Below are 17446 nucleotides of genomic sequence, written 5' to 3'. Positions count from 1 at the left end.
TGGGCGCCCGCGCCGCCCGTGCAGCGCCCGGTTCCCACTCCGGCGCACGGCACGCGTATGCCGCCGCCCGCCGGGCCGCAGCCCCCGTACGGAGCGCCGGCGCCGACCCCCTCCGGCGCCATGCCTCCGCAGGTCCCGCAGCCACCCCGAGCGCCGCATTCCCCGCCGGCTCCGCCGGTGCCGCAGGCGGGCGCTGCCTACCCCGGCGTGCCTCAGCAGGGCGCGCCGTCCGGTCCGCAGCTCGCAGCAGGCACCGCGGCCTCCACAGCCGCAGGCGCGGCCACGCCCTCAACGGCAGGCATAGGCAGCGGCGGGGGAGCGCTCGACGGGGCGCACACCGCGCCGGACGGGCACACCGGCGCTCACCACCTCCCGCACGGCACCGCTGTCGGCCGGCCCACCGACCCGCAGACCTCCGCCCCACAGACCGTCAGCCCGCAGACCTCCGCCCCACAGACCGCCGTTCCGCGGCCCGCCGCCCCGCAGGCCCCTGGTCAGGAGGCCGCGGGCGCCCGTGCCGAGGTCGGGGACACCCCGCGCGACGGTGCGGACGGTGGGTTCATGCCGCAGCCCGGGGGCGGAGGTCCCCGCGCCGCCGGCGCACGGTCGGCGGGCGCGGAGCGCTCCGGAGGCGACCAGTCGCTGCCGCCAGAACAGCCACACCCCCAGACCGCAGCGGCTCATCAGCCCCCGGCGGCACTCCAGCCGCAGGCCGGGGCAGCTCCGCACGCCCCCACCGGCCCGTTCGCCGCGCAGCCCCAGCCCCAGCCCCAGCCCCAGCCCCAGGCTCAGCCGCAGCCCCAGCCCCAGGCTCAGCCCTCTCCGGACCTCACGGCACACGGGCAGGGAGCAGGACCCGGCAACGCCGCTGCCCCGCAGGGCGCCTGGCAGCAGTACGACCCCTGGAGCGCCCCGCAGCACGGAGGCCCGGCCGGGCCTCCGCCGGGTGCCCGGCGCAGCCGGCGCGCGACGCTTGCCATCGGCGCGGTGGTGCTCGCCCTCCTCGCGGGCGGGGTCGGCGGCGGCATCGGCGCGTACATCGAGCGCAACGGCGGCCTCAGCGACATCGAGCTGCCCCAGGCCGCCGGCGAGCAGGGCGGCCGCAACCCCGAGAGCGTCGCCGGGATCGCGCAGACGGCGTTGCCCGGGGTGGTGACCCTGCACGTCCGCGGCAGCGCAGAACAGGGCACCGGCACCGGCTTCGTCCTCGACCGGCAGGGCCACATCCTCACCAACAACCACGTCGTCGAACCGGCCGGCACGGGCGGGGAGATCTCGGTGACCTTCAGCGGCGGCCAGACGGCCAAGGCCAAGGTCATCGGCCAGGACGGCGGCTACGACCTCGCGGTCGTCCAGGTCGAGGGCGTCACGGGGCTGCGGCCGCTGGCCCTCGGCAACTCCGACACGGTGCGGGTCGGCGATCCGGTCGTGGCGATCGGCGCACCCTACGACCTCGCCAACACCGTCACCGCCGGCATCATCAGCGCCAAGCAGCGCCCGATCACCGCGGGCGGCGAGAAGGGCGACGGCAGCGATGTGTCCTACGTCGACGCCCTCCAGACGGACGCGCCCATCAACCCGGGGAACTCCGGCGGGCCGCTGGTGGACGCCAAGGCGCGGGTGATCGGCATCAACAGCGCGATCCGGGCGGCCGACAGCGGCAACGGCCTGGACGGCGGCGCGCAGGGCGGCAGCATAGGGCTGGGCTTCGCCATACCGATCAATCAGGCCAAGCGGGTCGCCGAGGAGTTGATCAACACCGGGCGGGCCACGCATCCGGTGATCGGCGTCACGCTGGAGATGGACTACACCGGGGACGGCGCCCGGGTGAGCGCCCGCAGCAAGGACGCGAAGGCGCCGGTCACCCCCGGTGGTCCGGGCGCCAAGGCCGGGATCCGGCCCGGTGACGTGATCACCGAGGTGGACGGCGCTCCGGTGCACGGCGGCGAGGAACTGATCGTCAAGATCCGCAGCCACCGGCCGGGGGACAGCCTGCTGCTGACCGTGGAGCGGGACGGGGAGGAGCGGTCCGTCCGGCTCACGCTGGGCTCCTCCAGCACGGACTGATCGTTTGCAGGGTGTTGGTGCGGGTGACTCCCGCCCGGGGCGACGGGCCAGGTACCGTGAGAGACGGCCTGGCCTCCGGGCCCCCGAGGCCGCGATACCCCAAGGAGCCGCAAGGTGTTCTTCGACATAGGACCCCTCGAGCTGGTAGCGCTCGTGATCCTTGCGGTGCTCGTCTTCGGCCCGGACAAACTGCCCAAGGTCATTCAGGACGTGACGGGCTTCATCCGCAAGGTGCGGGCGTTCTCCGACAGCGCCAAGGAAGACATCCGCAGCGAGCTGGGCCCGGAGTTCAAGGACTTCGAGTTCGACGACCTCAAGCCCAAGAACTTCGTGCGCAAGCACGTCCTGGAGAAGGACGAGTACGGCCTCAAGGACCTTCAGGAGATCCGTAACGGCTTCGACCTGAAGAAGGAGATGGCCGAGGTCACCGACGCGGTGCACAGCCGCGACGGCGACGCGTCCGCCGCGCCCTCGAATGGCGCAGGCCCGAATCTGTCCAAGGAAGCCCCGGCCGCTGCCTCCGGCCGCCCTGACATGGTCAAAAGGAGCTCCGGCGTGGATCAGGGAGAGCGTCCGCCTTTCGACGCCGACGCCACCTGATACTCACGTATGCCCGGCTGTGTTGACCCGTATGGCTATGCTCCCGGTGTCCGGGGTGAGGTCGCCTGAGGGGGGCGGGCCGCCCACGACGCAGGGCAACAAGGAGGCTCCGCGCAGATGGAGACGACGAGTCGGACAGCGGCACAAGCGGTGTCCGCCGACGTCGGCCGGAAGGTCGACGGCTATCTGCTGGCCGCGTTCCCGTGGTACGGCCTCGATGAGGCGTTCACCGGACCACGCTGGCTGATGCGGGTCGGCGTGGCCGCGGACGGCACCGTGGAGCACGGTGCGACCGGGCACGGCGAGACGCCCACCATAAGGGTGGAAACGACGAAGGAGACCGAGCGGTTCGCGGTCGTCGTGACCGTCGCCGACCGCCCGGTACGGCGCAGTGCCGACGGCACCGGCGTCCTGGACGCCACATCGGTCTCGACGGCGGCCTGGCTCGCCGGGTCGGGGCTGCTCGCGCAGACCTGGCCGTCGCAGATGGACCGCACGCTGCGCGACGACTGGCTGGACCAGCAGACGATGATCGCCTGGGAGCTGGCGGACGATCTCGACGGCGAGAGCTGGAGCGAGTTGATACTGCCGGTCGACGGCGTGCCGACACCGTTCCGCTACCGCGAGTCGGAGTACGGCTGGGTGCTGGCCGGCTCCGCGAGCGAGGACGCCGACGGCGTGCACATCGGCGCCTACGGGCGCGGGATGAGCGCGTACGGCGTGGCCTTCTCGGTGATCCAGGATCTCGCCGGGTACGAGGGCTGAGCGGCGCGGGCGGGCCCGCGGACGCCGGTCGCCCGCACGCACGGTGAAGGGGCGGGCCCGCAGCGGGCCCGCCCCTTCACCGTGCCGGCAGCGGGAGCGCGTGCCCCCGCCGCCGGACCTCCTCAGAACTTGTTGCGCGGGGTGATGCCCAGCGACATGCCCTGCAGGCCGCGCTGACGGCCGCCCAGCTTGCCCGCGACGGCGCGGATGGCGGCGCCGGCGGGGGAGTCGGGGTCGGTCAGGACGACCGGCTTGCCCTCGTCGCCGCCCTCGCGCAGTCGCACGTCGATGGGGATCGAGCCGAGCACCGGGACCTGGGTGCCGGTCGTCTTCGTCAGCCCCTCGGCGACCCGCTCACCGCCGCCGGTGCCGAAGACGTCGACCATCTCGTCGCAGTGCGGGCAGGGCAGCCCGGACATGTTCTCGACCACGCCGACGATCTTCTGGTGGGTCTGCACGGCGATCGAGCCGGCCCGCTCGGCGACCTCGGCCGCGGCCTGCTGCGGGGTGGTGACCACGAGGATCTCGGCGTTCGGCACGAGCTGCGCCACGGAGATGGCGATGTCGCCGGTGCCCGGGGGCAGGTCCAGCAGGAGGACGTCCAGGTCGCCCCAGTAGACGTCGGCGAGGAACTGCTGCAGCGCGCGGTGCAGCATCGGGCCGCGCCAGACGACGGGGGCGTTGCCGGGGGTGAACATGCCGATCGAGATGACCTTCACGCCGTTCGCCGACGGCGGCATGATCATGTTCTCGACCTGGGTGGGCTTGCCGTAGGCGCCCAGCATGCGGGGCACGGAGTGACCGTAGATGTCGGCGTCCACGACACCGACCTTCAGGCCGTCCGCGGCCATCGCCGCGGCGAGGTTGACCGTCACCGACGACTTGCCGACGCCGCCCTTGCCGGAGGCCACGGCGTACACCCGGGTCAGCGAGCCGGGCTGGGCGAACGGGACCTCGCGCTCGGCGGTGCCGCCGCGCAGCGACGTCGCCAGCTCCTTGCGCTGCTCGTCGCTCATCACGTCCAGCTCGACGGTGACACCGGTGACGCCCTCGACGCCCTCGACCGCCTCACGCACGTTGGTGGTGATGGTCTCGCGCATCGGGCATCCGGAGACGGTCAGATAGACCGCGACCGTGACCGCGCCGTCCGCCGCGATCTCCACCGATTTGACCATCCCCAGGTCGGTGATGGGGCGGTGGATCTCGGGGTCGTTGACCGTAGCGAGGGCGGCGCGGACGGCATCTTCGCCGGGAGCGGACGCACTCGACGCGGAGCCTGTGGGCGTGTCGGTAGCCATGCACCGATGGTACGGCGCTGGAGTGGGCCTCCGGAAAGGCCGTCAGCGGTCGCGTTCGTCACTCTCCGCGTCGACCATCTGCCGCAGCTCCAGTTCCTTCATGATGTCGGCCAGCTCGGAGCGGATCCAGTCGCGGGTGGCGACCTCGCCCAGGCCCAGCCGCAGGGCGGCGATCTCCCGCGTCAGGTACTCGGTGTCGGCGATGGAGCGCTCGTTCTGCTTGCGGTCCTGTTCGTGGGTGACCCGGTCCCGGTCGTCCTGCCGGTTCTGGGCCAGCAGGATCAGCGGCGCCGCGTAGGAGGCCTGCAGCGACAGCATCAGGGTCAGGAAGATGAAGGGGTACTCGTCGAACCGCCACCCGCTGGGCGCGCCCACGTTCCAGATGATCCACAGGATGATGATGACCGTCATCCAGACGATGAACCGGCCGGTCCCCAGGAAGCGGGCGATCTTCTCCGACAGCCGCCCGAAGGCCTCCGGGTCGTACTCCGGCCAGAGCGTACGGCGCGGCGCCCGCGGCTGGTCCAGGCGCACCCGCGGCCGCTCAGGGGCTCCCCGGCGGACCGCGGACGCCCCGTGGACCCGTGACCGCTCCCTGGCGCTCTCCCGCTCCTCAGCGCCCATTCCCGGCCTCCCTGAGATACGCCTCGCCGCTCACACCCGTCGCCGTCTCGCCGTGCATCTCCGCCTCGCGCCAGTCGTCCGGCAGCAGGTGGTCCAGCACGTCGTCGACGGTGACCGCGCCGAGCAGCGCGCCGCTCTCGTCGACGACGGGCGCGGCGACCATGTTGTACGTCGCCAGATAGCTGGTCAGCTCGGGCAGCGGGGTGTCGGGGGGCAGCGGCGGCAGATCGGTGTCGACGATCGAGCTGACGAGGGTGAACGGCGGGTCCCGCAGCAGCCGCTGAAAGTGCACCAGGCCCAGGTACTTCCCGGTGGGGGTCTCGTCCGGCGGCCGGCAGACGTAGACCTGGGCGGCGAGCGCGGGGGAGAGGTCCGGGTCGCGGACCCGGGCCAGCGCGTCCGCGACGGTCGCGTCCGGGCGCAGCACGATCGGCTCGGTGGTCATCAGGCCGCCCGCGGTGCGCTCCTCGTACGACATCAGCCGGCGGACGTCGGCGGCCTCCTCGGGCCGCATGAGGGCCAGCAGCCGCTCCTTCTCCTCCTCGGGAAGCTCCGAGAGCAGGTCGGCGGCGTCGTCGGGGTCCATCGCCTCCAGGACGTCGGCGGCCCGCTCGTCCTGGAGCTTGCCGATGATCTCGATCTGGTCGTCCTCGGGCAGCTCCTCCAGGACGTCCGCGAGCCGGTCGTCGGCGAGCGCCGCGGCGACCTCGGCGCGCCGCTTGGCGGAGAGGTGGTGCAGCACGCCCGCGAGGTCGGCGGGCCGCAGCTGCTCGAAGGTGGCGAGGAGGTTCTCCGCGCCCTGCCCGTGTTCCTCCAGCGAGAAGCCGGTCACCGCCGACCACTCCACGGTCAGCGTCTCGCCCTTGCGCCGCAGGGCGCCGCCCTTGCCCTTGCGGACGAAGACCTTGTCGATCTCCCAGTCTCGGCGGGCCGGCAGCTGGGTGATCCCGATGTCGAGGACGGTGACCTCCTCACCGGTCTCGACCACCCGCACCCGGCGGTCCAGCAGCTCGCCGAGCACCAGGGTCTCGGAGGCCCGCTGCTCGAAGCGCCGCATGTTGATCACGCCGGTGGTGATGACCTGGCCGGACTCCACGCCCGTCACCCGGGTCATGGGCAGGAAGATCCGGCGTCTGCTGATCACCTCGACGACGAGGCCCAGCAGGCGCGGCGGGCGGTTGCCGACCCGTCGCATCGCGACCAGGTCACGGACCCGGCCGACCTGGTCGCCGTTGGGATCGAAGACGGCGACGCCGGAGAGATGGGAGACGAAGACCACCGCCATGCAGGGGCCTACCTTTCTCCCGTTCTGCCTGGAATATGGCCTCGGTCCGGGTTCAGGCTAACGCGCCCGGGTCGCCGCCGCCCCGGTGGAACGGCCGTATGGCGTCCGGCCGGGCACCCCGCCGAAAACCGCCGACGGCCCAGGTACGCTGCCGTCTGCTGTCGAGGTCACCGCATCAGGAGGCAGAGCCGACGTGACTGCAATCCCCTCGGGGGCGAGCCCCCGACCCCTGGCCGGCCGCCGTCGCATCCGACGGGCGGCGCTCGTGGGGGCGGTGTGCGCGGGCCTGGCGGCGGCGCTGGCGGGTTGCGGGGCCGAGGAGGACCCGGACGCCGGCACCAACGGGATGGGAAAGCTGCCCGCCGCGAAGGTCGAGGCCAAGGCGCGGGCGGCGGCCGAGCGTGCCGAGACGGTCCGGCTGTCCGGCAACGTCGTGAGCCAGGGCCGGACCTACAAGCTCGACATGCGGCTGGCGAAGAACGGCGCCAAGGGCGAGCTGACGACGAAGGCGGCGGCGTTCCAGCTGCTGAGGGTCGGCGACGCGCTCTATCTGAAGGCCGATGCCGCCTTCTGGGCCGGCGAGAAGAACGCCAAGGCCGGCACCCCCGACGCGGCCGCGGCGGCCAAACTCGGCGGTAAGTACGTCAAAGTGCCCGCCGCCGATCCCGTCTACAAGCGCTTCAGCGGCTTCACGGACAAGGACATGCTGCTGAGCAGCCTGCTGGGGCTCCGGGGCAAGCTGACGACGGGTGAGCACACCGACATCGACGGGGTCCGCGCCATCCGGCTGGCCGCCGCCGCGGGCTCCGGCGGCACCCTGGACGTCTCCCTGGAGGGCACGCCGTATCCGCTGCGGCTGCACCGGGCGGGCGGCGCGGGTGTGGTCCGGCTCGCCGACTGGGGCAAGAGCGTGCCGCTCCAGGCCCCGGCCAAGGACCAGGTCGTCGACTACGGCCACCGGATCTCCGGCGACGGCTGACGACCCTTCGCGGCGGCAAGGGGGCGTACGGCCCGCGCGGTGATCGGACGCCGCCCCGTGGCCGCCCTCGGATCAGCCCTTGCGGCCCCGGCGCAGCAGCTTCGGCAGTGCGGCGGGGACGGGCCGCCGGGTGATGGCGGGCGACGGCAGCGGCGGGGCCGTATGGGCACCGTCCGGCATGGCCCCGGGGCGCTGTTCGGTCTCCCCGGTCGGCTCCAGCCGCAGCACCCGGCACTCGCGCGCCCAGCGCTGGGTGAGGGTGTCCGCGTCCGGTGCGTTGAGCCGCTTGCCCTTCAGCTCGCCGACGGCGGCCGACCATGCCTCGCTCTCCGGCGCCGGCTCGGCGACCCGGGCCTGCCAGGCGACCAGCCGGCCGCCCTTGTCCTTGCTGCGCACGGTGACGGTGGCGGTGCCCCCGTCGGTGAGGCCGAGGTCGGCGAGGGGCTGCTCGCCCTCGCCGTCGCCGATGAGGCAGGCGGCGCCGTCGACCCACACGTGCCACAGCGCACGTGCCGGGCCCGTCGTCCCCCGCACCCAGATGAGGCCGGACTTCTTCGTGGCCTCTTCGATGAGCGCCCGATCCTGCAGGGCCTGCGACACGGTCTCCGTCATACGGCTCAGCCTAATGGGCGGCCCCGGGACGCCCCGGGGCCGGTCTGGCGCTCCCGGATACAGCTTCTGTACGGCGTCAGAGCCAGCCGTTGCGCTTGAAGCCGCGGTGGATACCGAAGCAGATCGCGACGGTGGCCAGCAGGACGGCGGGATAGCCGAACTTCCAGTGCAGCTCCGGCATGTACTCGAAGTTCATGCCGTAGATGCCGGCGATCATCGTCGGCACCGCGAAGATCGCCGCCCAGGACGTGATCTTGCGCATGTCCTCGTTCTGCGCGACCGTCGCCTGCGCGAGGTTGGCCTGGAGGATGGAGTTGAGCAGGTCGTCGAAGGACAGCACCTGTTCGTTGACCCGCGCCAGGTGGTCGGCGACGTCCCGGAAGTAGGTCTGGATGTCGGCGTCGACCAGCCGCATCGGGCGCTCGCTCAGCAGCTGCATCGGCCGCAGCAGCGGCGACACCGCCCGCTTGAACTCCAGCACCTCTCGCTTGAGTTGGTAGATCCGGCCGGCGTCGCCGCCCTTGGACGAACCCTTGCCGTTGGTGCCCGAGCTGAAGACGTCGATCTCCACCTCGTCGATGTCGTCCTGGACCGCCCCGGCCACCGCGATGTAGCCGTCGACCACCTGGTCGGCGATGGCGTGCAGGACGGCCGACGGCCCCTTGGCCAGCAGCTCCGGGTCGTCCTGGAGGCGGTGGCGCAGCGCGCGCAGCGAGCCCTGCCCGCCGTGCCGGACCGTCACGATGAAGTCCCGGCCGGTGAAGCACATCACCTCGCCGGTCTCCACCACCTCGCTGGTCGCGGTCAGCTCGGCGTGCTCGACGTAGTGGACGGTCTTGAAGACGGTGAAGAGGGTGTCGTCGTAGCGCTCCAGCTTGGGCCGCTGGTGGGCGTGGACGGCGTCCTCCACGGCGAGCGGGTGGAGGCCGAACTCCTGGGCGATGCCGGCGAATTCGGCCTCGGTCGGCTCGTGCAGGCCGATCCAGGCGAAACCGCCGTCGGCACGCACGCTCGCCATCGCCTCGGCCGGGGCGAGGTGCTCGCGCACCCGGCGCCCCTCGCGGTAGACGCCGCAGTCCACGATGGCGCTGTTCGCGCAGGCGGAGGTGGTCGCGGGGTAGCTGTACGGGGAGTCGTCGCGGCGCCGGGACGGGCGGACGGCGGCGCGCAGGTCGCGGATCATCGACATGGCAGGCTCCTTCACGGGCCGGCCGTCAGCCAGGGCGCGGGGAGGTAACGCTGCCCGGAACGTGGACGTACGAGGCGTCATCGGCCGTACGTCCGCAAAGCGGGCGGCGCTCCGTGCGGTGGTGCTGACGGCAGTTCGCAGAAAACAGAACAAAGAGTCGAAGGCGCTCTTCCGTCATCTACATCCGGCGCAAAGGCACTTCACGGGTTTCGCCGCTGGGCGGCGGGGTACGGAAGCTCTCGGATCAGGAGATTCGCTGCGCGAGGGGGATGACAGGAGAACTATCGGTACTGCACGGTCGACTCGGATCCACCGCAGTCCCACCTCCTCCGGCCGGTCCCCGTTGGGGGACGACGTCATTCCCTGACCAGACGGCAAGGCTATCAGCCGCCTGAAGCGTTACGGTGCCGCTTTGCGTGTTCTCCACGCGTCTTATGCTCGCGGCATGTCTGACGTTCTTGAGCTGGTCGAAGCCCGGCTGCGCACGGCCCTGGGTGAGCCGGACGCGCGCGCCGCCGTCACGTTTCTCGGTACCGACCGTATCGAGGTGCTCCGCTTCGTCGGCGACGGGGTCGTCCGTTACGCCACGCTCGGGATGTCGGCCCAGCCGATGGCCGACCCCACGGCCGTCCTCGCGGACCCGCTGCGCGGCCCCCGTGCCGAACTCGTGCTGTCCGTACGACCCGGCAGCGCGGAGACCGACAAGGTGCTCAGGCCGCTCGCCGTGCTCGCCGCGTCTCCGCAGGTCGAAGGGCTGATCGTCGCCCCGGGCGCCTCGCTGGACGTGGGCGAGCCGCTGTGGCCGGGGGCCGCCTTCACCTCGGTGCTGGTCAGCGCGCCCGGCGGACTGGTCGAGGATCTGGAGCTGGACGAGCCGCTGGAGCCCGTCCGCTTTCTGCCGCTGCTGCCGATGACGCCCAACGAAGCCGCCTGGAAGCGGGTGCACGGCGCCGAGGCGCTGGAGGAACGCTGGCTGAAGCACGGCACGGATCTGCGCGACCCGCTGCGCAAGGGCGTGCCGCTCGACGGCTGAGGTGCCGGACGGCCCCGCCGGAGTGCTCGATGTCACCTTCCCGCTCCCGGGGCCGCCGCTCGCCCGCACACGGCCGTGGAGCGGCGCCCGGGGCGGTTCCACGGCCGTGCGTACGGCATCGGGGTGTCAGCCGGCGAAGACGGTGACGCCGTCCTCGGTGGCGTGCCGCGGCTCCAGTTCCTCGGCCCGCAGGGTCAGCGCACGGCGGCGGACGGCGACGATCGCCGCACCGATCACCGCCGCCACGGCCGCGACCACGAACGGGATGTGGATGTCGGTCCACTCCTCGATCTTCGGCGCGAGGAAGGGCGCCGCGGCCGCCGCGAACCACCGCACGAAGTTGTAGCCCGCGCTCGCCACCGGCCGCGGCGCGTCCGACACGCCCAGCGCCAGCTCGGTGAAGACGGTGTTGTTCAGGCCGATGAAGGCGCCCGAGAGGACCGTGCAGACGATGGCGGTGGTGTGGTCCCCGTAGCCCAGGACCAGCAGGTCGGCGGCGAGCAGGACCAGGGAGCCGCCCAGCACCTTCAGTGAGCCGAAGCGGTGCTGGAGCCGGGGCGCGACGATCACCGAGAAGACCGCCAGCAGGACGCCCCAGGCGAAGAAGACGCCGCCCGACTTGTAGGGCGACATGTTCAGCACGAACGGCGTGAAGGCCAGCACCGTGAAGAACGCGTAGTTGTAGAAGAACGCCGAGACGGCGGCGGACGCCAGCCCGCCGTGGCCGAGGGCCTTGATCGGGTCGAGCAGCGAGGTCTTGCGGGCCGGCTTGGGCTGTTCCTTGAGGAACGCCGTGATCGCGATGAAGCCGATGGCCATCAGGACGGCGGTGCCGAAGAAGGGGTAGCGCCACTTCAGGTCGCCCAGGATCGCGCCGAGCAGCGGGCCGCAGGCCATGCCGAGGCCCAGCGCTGACTCGTACAGCAGGATCGCGGCCGCGCTGCCGCCCGCCGCCGCGCCGACGATCACGGCGAGCGAGGTGGACACGAACAGTGCGTTGCCCAGGCCCCAGCCGGCGCGGAAGCCGACCAGTTCGCCGACCGAACCGGACATCCCCGAGAGCGCCGCGAAGACCACGACCAGTGCGAGGCCGGCCAGCAGGGTCTTGCGGCCGCCGATGCGGCTGGAGACGAAGCCGGTGATCAGCATCGCGACGGCGGTGATCAGGAAGTAGGAGGTGAACAGCAGGGAGACCTGGCTGTTCGAGGCGTGCAGGCCCTGGGCGATCGAGGGCAGGATCGGGTCGACCAGGCCGATGCCCATGAAGGCGACGACCGAGGCGCCGGCCGTGGCCCAGACGGCCTTGGGCTGGCGCAGGAGGGACACTCCGCCCTCTTCGAAGGGATCTTTCTCGGTGCCGCCGCGGCTGCTGCTCTTCATGCTGCGGGTCCCCTTCCCGTTGCCGGACTTCGCGGTTCCGGGCGAGCCGCCGCCCAGAGATCGTTGATGTATACACATAATAAGTTAGCTGGACTAAAGGATGCAAGTTACAACTACAAGGCGGCCGAAAAGGCCGTCTTGATCCGCGCGGGGCGTGATATCAGGCACATCGGACGGGTGATCGTCCTTGACGCGACGGCGGCGCTGGAGGACCGTTGGGCCCTATGAGGGGCGAACCCAGTTGCCCGAAGTGCGGTGGCCGGGTCCGGGCGCCCGGTCTTTTCCACGACACCTGGGAGTGCGCCGTGCACGGCAGCGTGCACCCACTCCAGCCGGTCGTTCCGCCGAGCGTCGAAGCGCTCGGTGTCGTCGTGCACCGGGCCCAGGTGCCCGTATGGATGCCGTGGCCCCTGCCGGTCGGCTGGCTGTTCACCGGCGTCGCCTGCGCCGGTGACGAGCGCAGCGGCGGACGGGCGACCGCGGTGGCCTGCTCAGGGCCCGGCCCGCTCGGCGGACCCGGCGAACTCCTGCTCATCGCCGAGGAACTGGGCGTCGGACTCGGCGCGCGCTACGCCGGCATCGAGGGCCCCGACCCCGGCCCCGGCATGTGTGTGGACAAGCCGGCGCACGCCAAGGTCCTGGCCGCCGGCCGCCCGACCCCGATGTGGCATGTCGACGGCGCGCCCCCGGACCGAGCGGTCTTCGCGGGCGAGGCGCGCGGGCTGTGGCTGTGGGCGATCGCCTGGCCGGAACAGTCCGCCCTGCTGATGTACGACGAGCTGGTGCTGACCGATCTGCGGGAGGCCGGCGCCGAGGTGGACCTGCTGCCCTGCGGGGCGCTCTCGCCGCGGATCCTGAACTGACCGAGGCCCGGCCCCGGGGTGTCCGCGGGGCCGGGTCCCCCCTCCCTCCCGACGAGGTCACGCGCACCCGGCCGGTATCCTTCTGAGGTCCCCCCTCGGCGTCGGTGCCACCAGGCCCGTGCCGCCGTGCCCGTCCCGCAGGAAGTCTGGAGTTCGCGTCGTGCGCATCGATCTGCACACCCACTCCACGGCATCGGACGGTACGGACACCCCCGCCGAACTCGTGCGCAACGCCGCGGCCGGCGGTCTGGACGTCGTCGCGCTTACCGACCACGACACCGTCGGCGGCCACGCCGAGGCGCGCGCGGCGCTGCCCGCGGGGCTCACCCTGGTCACCGGTGCCGAACTCTCCTGCCGGCTCGACGGCGTGGGCCTGCACATGCTCGCCTACCTCTTCGACCCCGACGAGCCCGAACTCGCCCGAGAGCGGGAGCTGGTCCGCGACGACCGCGTCCCGCGTGCCCAGGGCATGGTCGCCAAGCTGCGCGAGCTGGGGGTGCCGATCACCTGGGAGCAGGTGGCGCGGATCGCCGGCGGCGGTGCCGTCGGGCGCCCGCATGTCGCCAGCGCCCTCGTGGAGCTGGGTGTGGTCGCCTCGGTCTCCGACGCCTTCACGCCGCAGTGGCTGGGCAATGACGGCCGGGCCTACGTCGAAAAGCACGAACTCGATCCGTTCGACGCGATCCGGCTGGTCAAGGCCGCGGGCGGGGTCACCGTCTTCGCGCACCCGATGGCCGTCAAGCGCGGTGTCTGCGTCCCGGAGAGCGCGATCGCCGAACTGGCCACGGCCGGCCTCGACGGCATCGAGGTCGACCACATGGACCACGACGGGCCGGCCCGCGCCCGGCTGCGCGCCCTCGCGGGCGACCTCGGGCTGCTGACCACCGGCTCCAGCGACTATCACGGCAGCCGCAAGACCTGCAGCCTCGGTGACCACACCACCGACCCTGAGATCTACGGGGAGATCGTGCGCCGCGCGACCGGCGCCTTCCCCGTCCCCGGCGCGGGCGGCTGAGCCCCGACCGGTAGCCCCCGCCGCGGCCGCACAGGCGCGCGCCGGGGTCCGCCCCGGCCCGCGCGCCGCCCCGCTGTCCTTTTCCCCCACCGGGGCCTGCCCTCGCCGCGCCCTGTTCCGTTCGTCCCGTACCACCTCTCGCAAGGCCATCACCGTGTTCGACGTCGCCGTCTTCAGTACTCTCTTCGTCACGCTTTTCGTGATCATGGACCCGCCGGGGATCACCCCGATCTTCCTGGCCCTGACCTCCGGCCGGCCGGCCAAGGTGCAGCGCCGGATGGCCTGGCAGGCGGCCACCGTCGCCTTCTGCGTCATCGCCGTCTTCGGCATCTTCGGCCGGCAGATCCTGGGGCGGCTGCACATCTCGACGCCCGCGTTGATGATCGCCGGTGGTCTGCTGCTCCTGCTGGTCGCGCTGGACCTGCTCACCGGCAAGTCGGAGGAGCCGACCCAGACCAAGGACGTCAATGTCGCCCTGGTGCCGCTGGGGATGCCGCTGCTGGCCGGGCCCGGCGCGATCGTGTCGGTGATCCTGGCGGTGCAGCACGCCCACGGGGCGTCGGCGCAGTTCGCGGTCTGGACGGCGATCGTCGCGATCCATGTCGTGCTCTATCTGGTGATGCGGTTCTCGCTGGTGATCATCCGCGTCATCAAGGACGGCGGTGTGGTGCTGGTGACGCGGCTGGCGGGCATGATGCTCTCCGCGCTCGCCGTGCAGCAGATCATCAACGGCGTCACGCAGGTGATCCAGGGCTCCTGAGGCGGGCGCCCGGCCCCCCGGCAGCGCAGCGCCCCCGTACGACGTGTTTCGTACGGGGGCGCTGCGGCGTCTGCGTTCAGCTGTTCATCGGGCGGGCGGAGTCGGCGTTAACGAGCGGCGGTATCTGCCGGGCGGATGTAGATGCGCTGGCCGATCGAGGCGGCCTGCTGCACGATCCGGTTGACGGAGGCGGCGTCCACGACGGTGCTGTCCACGGCCGTGCCGTCGACGTCGTCCAAACGCATGATCTCGAAGCGCACCGGCTTCTCCCTTCGTCTGTGATCCTCCTGAGGAGAACTATTTTCATCGGGAATGCCCGGCTTCGCTGCCGGACCTTCCAGGGGCTACAACAGGGGTGCCCCGAGAATCATTCCCTACGCTAAAGAAAATTTTCGACGGTCTAAGTACTCGCCGGTAGCGAGAGCGGTTGTGCCCGCAGAGTGACCGCCCGGACAATGGACGCGGTATGAACGACGTCCAGCCCACGGGCTCCCCAGACCTCGCCGCGCTGCAAGCCGGTATCGAGCGCACCAATGAGCTGCTCACCCGGGTTCTCGCGGAGGTCGCCACCACCCCGTCCACCCATGCCGCCTTCGTGGACGCGGGCTATGTGTACGCCGCGGCCGGACGCCTGGTCACCGGCACCGAGGACCGCAGGGCGTTCGACCTGGACGCCGAGGGCATCATCGAGGCGTTCATCGACCGGGCCCGGATGATCTTTCCGGACAGCCGGCTGCTGCGGGTCTACTGGTACGACGGCGCGCGCCGCCGCATCCACACCCAGGAGCAGCAGCGCATCGCGGAGCTGCCCGATGTGAAGGTCAGGCTCGGCAACCTCAACGCCAACAACCAGCAGAAGGGCGTCGACTCCCTGATCCGTACGGATCTGGAGTCGCTGGCCCGGCACCGCGCGATCAGCGACGCGGTGCTCATCGGCGGCGACGAGGACCTGGTCTCCGCGGTGGAGGCGGCACAGGGCTACGGCGCACGCGTGCACCTGTGGGGCATCGAGGCCCCCGGCGGCCGCAACCAGGCGGAACCGCTGCTGTGGGAGGTCGACAGCCAGCGCACCTTCGACCTGGACTTCTGCAAGCCCTACGTCTCGCGGCGGGCCGGCGTCGAATGCCCGGACACGTCGGCGGGCGAGGGCCCGGCGCCCGCCCGCGAGGAGGTGCGCTTCGTCGGCGCCCGGATCGCTGCCCAGTGGCTGGCCGAACGCGGCCGCGAGTGGGTCGCCGACCTGCTGCCCGGTCACCCGTATTTGCCCGGCACCGTCGACCAGGAGCTGCTGACCGCCGCGGAGGCCCTGCTGCGGCACTCGCTGCGCGGCCACGCCGACCTGCGGCGGGTCCTGCGGGACGGCTTCTGGGAGCACGTCCAGGGGCAGTACTAGCCGGGCGGGTGCCGGCCTTCGGCCCGTACCGGCTCAGGCCCGGGCGAGAAGCTCGGTGAGCCGGTCGAAGAAGCCCGCCCAGCCCGCCTCCGCCTGCCGGTACTGCTCCGCGGTGAGATTGCCGCCGTCCTGGTGGAACACCATCTCGGTGCGGCCCTGGAGGTCGGTGAGGGTGACGCGGACGAACTCGTCCGGCTCGGTCGGCGTCGGGGTGTCCGTGATCGTGAACTCCAGCCGCTCGGGTGCCGCGACCTCGTGGTAGACGCCGGAGAACGGCATCTCGCGCCCGTCCGGAGCCCGCATGACCAGGCCCCAGGCGCCACCCGGCCGGACGTCCATCACCATCCGGTCCACCGGCACCTGAAGCTCCCCGCCGAACCAGTAGGCGAAGTGCTCGGGAGTCGTCCAGGCGCGGAACACCAGCTCGCGGCGCGCTTCGAAGACGCGGGTGAGCGCGATGCCCTGCTCCGCATGCTGCCGGTTCTCGGTCATGCTGATGGCCTCCCTGCGCGGACGGGGCGGCCGCCCGACGGACCGCTCCCCTCGATGCTCACCGAGCCGGGTGCCGCTGTCCTCCCCGGCCCCGCAGCCCTCGGCCACTCGGCCCACCCGCGTCGCTAGCCGTTGTCCCGCCAGAACTCCGCCAGCGCCGAGGCCGTGGCCTGCGGGCACTCGGCGTTCGGGGAGTGTTCGGCCCCCTCGATCACCGTCCGGCGGGCGGACAGCCGCTCGGCCATCGCGTCCATCGAGGGCACCGGCCAGGCGTAGTCGACGGCCCCGGAGACGACGTGCTTGGCCGTCGGCAGCTGCGCCAGCTCGGCCACCCGATCGGGCTCCTCGATCATCTGCCGGCCGGTCGCGACCAGCTGCTCGGGGGCGGTGTTGAGCCAACGGCGGTGCAGGAACTCGCCGACCTCCGGCGGCGTCGCGGAGTCCGCCGCCTCGGGCGGATCCAGCGCCCGCATCGCCTGCCAGACCGTCTCCATGTCCCAGCGGCCGAGCGCGTCGATCAGCGTCAGCACCCGGCTCTGCTGCGACCCGTCGATGGCGCCGGGGCCCGAACTGAGCGCGGTCAGCGAACGGAACGGCGCCGGGTCGAGCAGCACCGCGGCGCGGGTGATCAGCCCGCCCAGCGAATGCCCCAGCAGGTGCAGGGGCGCCTCCTCGCCGCCGCCCAGCGCCCGCGCCTGGGCGAGGACGTCCAGCGCCAACTCCTTCTGCGCGTAAGCCGCTTCGGTGCGCGGACCGGGGGATTCGTGCTGTCCGCGGCCGTCGACCGCGACCACTCGGAAGCCGGCCGCGGTGAGCGGCGCGAGGAGGGCGATGAAGTCCTCCTTGCTGCCGGTGAATCCGGGCACCACCAGGGCGGTGCCGACCGGGGTGACGGCGCCCTCGGGCCGGGCGTCGTGCACCGCGAACTCACCGCGCTCGGTGTCGAGTCGGTACGCGCGGGCGCACGGGGGCAACGTGAGACTGGGCGGCCTGCTCATGAGGCGAGGTTAGCGGGACGGGCTCGCGGTGCGACCGAGGCGGAGTCCTCGCGGCCCACGGGCGGTCGCCCCCCCCGCGGGCGGTCCGCGGTA

General features: G+C 72.2%; 18 protein-coding genes. 9 read left to right on the top strand and 9 right to left on the bottom strand.

Translation table 11 applies throughout. The annotated features are described in order from the left end of the window. Positions 1 to 57 precede the first annotated feature (57 nt). The 3 genes from QOM21_RS13145 (at position 58) to QOM21_RS13135 (ending at position 3432) form a co-directional block, all read left to right on the top strand. Positions 58 to 2067 (top strand): trypsin-like peptidase domain-containing protein, encoded by a 2010-nt coding sequence (locus tag QOM21_RS13145; protein WP_407550079.1) that lies wholly within the window; start codon positions 58 to 60, stop codon positions 2065 to 2067. Between the two features lie 114 nt (positions 2068 to 2181). Next, a complete protein-coding gene (locus QOM21_RS13140) occupies positions 2182 to 2667 on the top strand; it encodes a sec-independent translocase (protein WP_407550078.1) in 486 nt (161 codons plus the stop codon). Positions 2668 to 2784: 117 nt separating this feature from the next. Then, positions 2785 to 3432, top strand: a complete 648-nt coding sequence (locus QOM21_RS13135) for a hypothetical protein (RefSeq protein ID WP_407550077.1) — start codon at positions 2785 to 2787, stop codon at positions 3430 to 3432. A gap of 122 nt (positions 3433 to 3554) precedes the next feature. Here the strand turns inward: QOM21_RS13135 and QOM21_RS13130 are convergent, their stop codons facing one another. From QOM21_RS13130 to QOM21_RS13120, 3 genes are read right to left on the bottom strand one after another with little or no spacing between them, the layout of a single operon-like run. After that, positions 3555 to 4730 (bottom strand): Mrp/NBP35 family ATP-binding protein, encoded by a 1176-nt coding sequence (locus tag QOM21_RS13130; RefSeq protein WP_407550076.1) that lies wholly within the window; start codon positions 4728 to 4730, stop codon positions 3555 to 3557. 42 nt (positions 4731 to 4772) lie between these two features. Beyond that, positions 4773 to 5354: a DUF1003 domain-containing protein gene (locus QOM21_RS13125; protein WP_407550075.1), complete on the bottom strand. Its 582-nt coding sequence runs from the start codon at positions 5352 to 5354 to the stop codon at positions 4773 to 4775. After that, on the bottom strand, positions 5344 to 6639 hold the full coding sequence (locus QOM21_RS13120) for a magnesium transporter MgtE N-terminal domain-containing protein (protein ID WP_407550074.1): 1296 nt from the start codon (positions 6637 to 6639) through the stop codon (positions 5344 to 5346). The genes QOM21_RS13125 and QOM21_RS13120 overlap by 11 nt, the downstream gene beginning before the upstream one ends. A gap of 193 nt (positions 6640 to 6832) precedes the next feature. Here QOM21_RS13120 and QOM21_RS13115 point away from each other — a divergent pair, with 193 nt between their 5' ends. After that, positions 6833 to 7618 carry a hypothetical protein gene (locus QOM21_RS13115; protein WP_407550073.1) on the top strand — a complete coding sequence of 262 codons (786 nt, stop codon included), beginning with the start codon at positions 6833 to 6835 and terminating at the stop codon, positions 7616 to 7618. Between the two features lie 72 nt (positions 7619 to 7690). On the opposite strand, the gene QOM21_RS13110 is transcribed toward QOM21_RS13115, so the two are convergent. After that, positions 7691 to 8230 (bottom strand): hypothetical protein, encoded by a 540-nt coding sequence (locus QOM21_RS13110; RefSeq protein ID WP_407550072.1) that lies wholly within the window; start codon positions 8228 to 8230, stop codon positions 7691 to 7693. Between the two features lie 76 nt (positions 8231 to 8306). After that, positions 8307 to 9419, bottom strand: a complete 1113-nt coding sequence (locus QOM21_RS13105) for a magnesium and cobalt transport protein CorA (RefSeq protein WP_393896386.1) — start codon at positions 9417 to 9419, stop codon at positions 8307 to 8309. Between the two features lie 445 nt (positions 9420 to 9864). On the opposite strand from QOM21_RS13105, the gene QOM21_RS13100 reads away from it, so the two are divergent. Continuing rightward, complete coding sequence (locus tag QOM21_RS13100) at positions 9865 to 10452, top strand: suppressor of fused domain protein (protein WP_407550071.1); 588 nt, start codon at positions 9865 to 9867, stop codon at positions 10450 to 10452. A gap of 126 nt (positions 10453 to 10578) precedes the next feature. Here QOM21_RS13100 and QOM21_RS13095 read toward each other — a convergent pair whose 3' ends face one another. Continuing rightward, complete coding sequence (locus QOM21_RS13095) at positions 10579 to 11832, bottom strand: MFS transporter (protein ID WP_407550070.1); 1254 nt, start codon at positions 11830 to 11832, stop codon at positions 10579 to 10581. 224 nt (positions 11833 to 12056) lie between these two features. On the opposite strand from QOM21_RS13095, the gene QOM21_RS13090 reads away from it, so the two are divergent. From QOM21_RS13090 to QOM21_RS13080, 3 genes are all read left to right on the top strand, one after another. Beyond that, on the top strand, positions 12057 to 12695 hold the full coding sequence (locus tag QOM21_RS13090; RefSeq protein ID WP_407550069.1) for a DUF6758 family protein: 639 nt from the start codon (positions 12057 to 12059) through the stop codon (positions 12693 to 12695). A 160-nt stretch (positions 12696 to 12855) separates the two neighbouring features. Further along, on the top strand, positions 12856 to 13710 hold the full coding sequence (locus QOM21_RS13085) for a PHP domain-containing protein (RefSeq protein WP_407550068.1): 855 nt from the start codon (positions 12856 to 12858) through the stop codon (positions 13708 to 13710). 154 nt (positions 13711 to 13864) lie between these two features. Further along, a complete protein-coding gene (locus tag QOM21_RS13080; protein WP_407550067.1) occupies positions 13865 to 14470 on the top strand; it encodes a MarC family protein in 606 nt (201 codons plus the stop codon). 107 nt (positions 14471 to 14577) lie between these two features. Here the strand turns inward: QOM21_RS13080 and QOM21_RS13075 are convergent, their stop codons facing one another. After that, the gene (locus tag QOM21_RS13075; protein ID WP_407550066.1) at positions 14578 to 14730 is read right to left on the bottom strand and encodes a hypothetical protein; all 153 of its coding nucleotides are present in this window, start codon (positions 14728 to 14730) and stop codon (positions 14578 to 14580) included. 206 nt (positions 14731 to 14936) lie between these two features. Here QOM21_RS13075 and QOM21_RS13070 point away from each other — a divergent pair, with 206 nt between their 5' ends. Further along, on the top strand, positions 14937 to 15863 hold the full coding sequence (locus QOM21_RS13070; protein ID WP_407550065.1) for an NYN domain-containing protein: 927 nt from the start codon (positions 14937 to 14939) through the stop codon (positions 15861 to 15863). Between the two features lie 33 nt (positions 15864 to 15896). On the opposite strand, the gene QOM21_RS13065 is transcribed toward QOM21_RS13070, so the two are convergent. Together QOM21_RS13065 and QOM21_RS13060 are read right to left on the bottom strand one after the other, a co-directional pair. After that, positions 15897 to 16355 (bottom strand): SRPBCC family protein, encoded by a 459-nt coding sequence (locus QOM21_RS13065; RefSeq protein WP_407550064.1) that lies wholly within the window; start codon positions 16353 to 16355, stop codon positions 15897 to 15899. A 125-nt stretch (positions 16356 to 16480) separates the two neighbouring features. After that, a complete protein-coding gene (locus tag QOM21_RS13060; protein WP_407550063.1) occupies positions 16481 to 17353 on the bottom strand; it encodes an alpha/beta fold hydrolase in 873 nt (290 codons plus the stop codon). Between the last annotated feature and the right edge of the window lie 93 nt (positions 17354 to 17446).

It is taken from the genome of Streptomyces sp. Pv4-95 (genome assembly GCF_045782725.1).
Classification (GTDB): domain Bacteria; phylum Actinomycetota; class Actinomycetes; order Streptomycetales; family Streptomycetaceae; genus Streptomyces.
The sequence above is the reverse complement of the archived record's forward strand: the minus strand, read 5'-3'. Positions and strand labels throughout refer to the sequence as shown.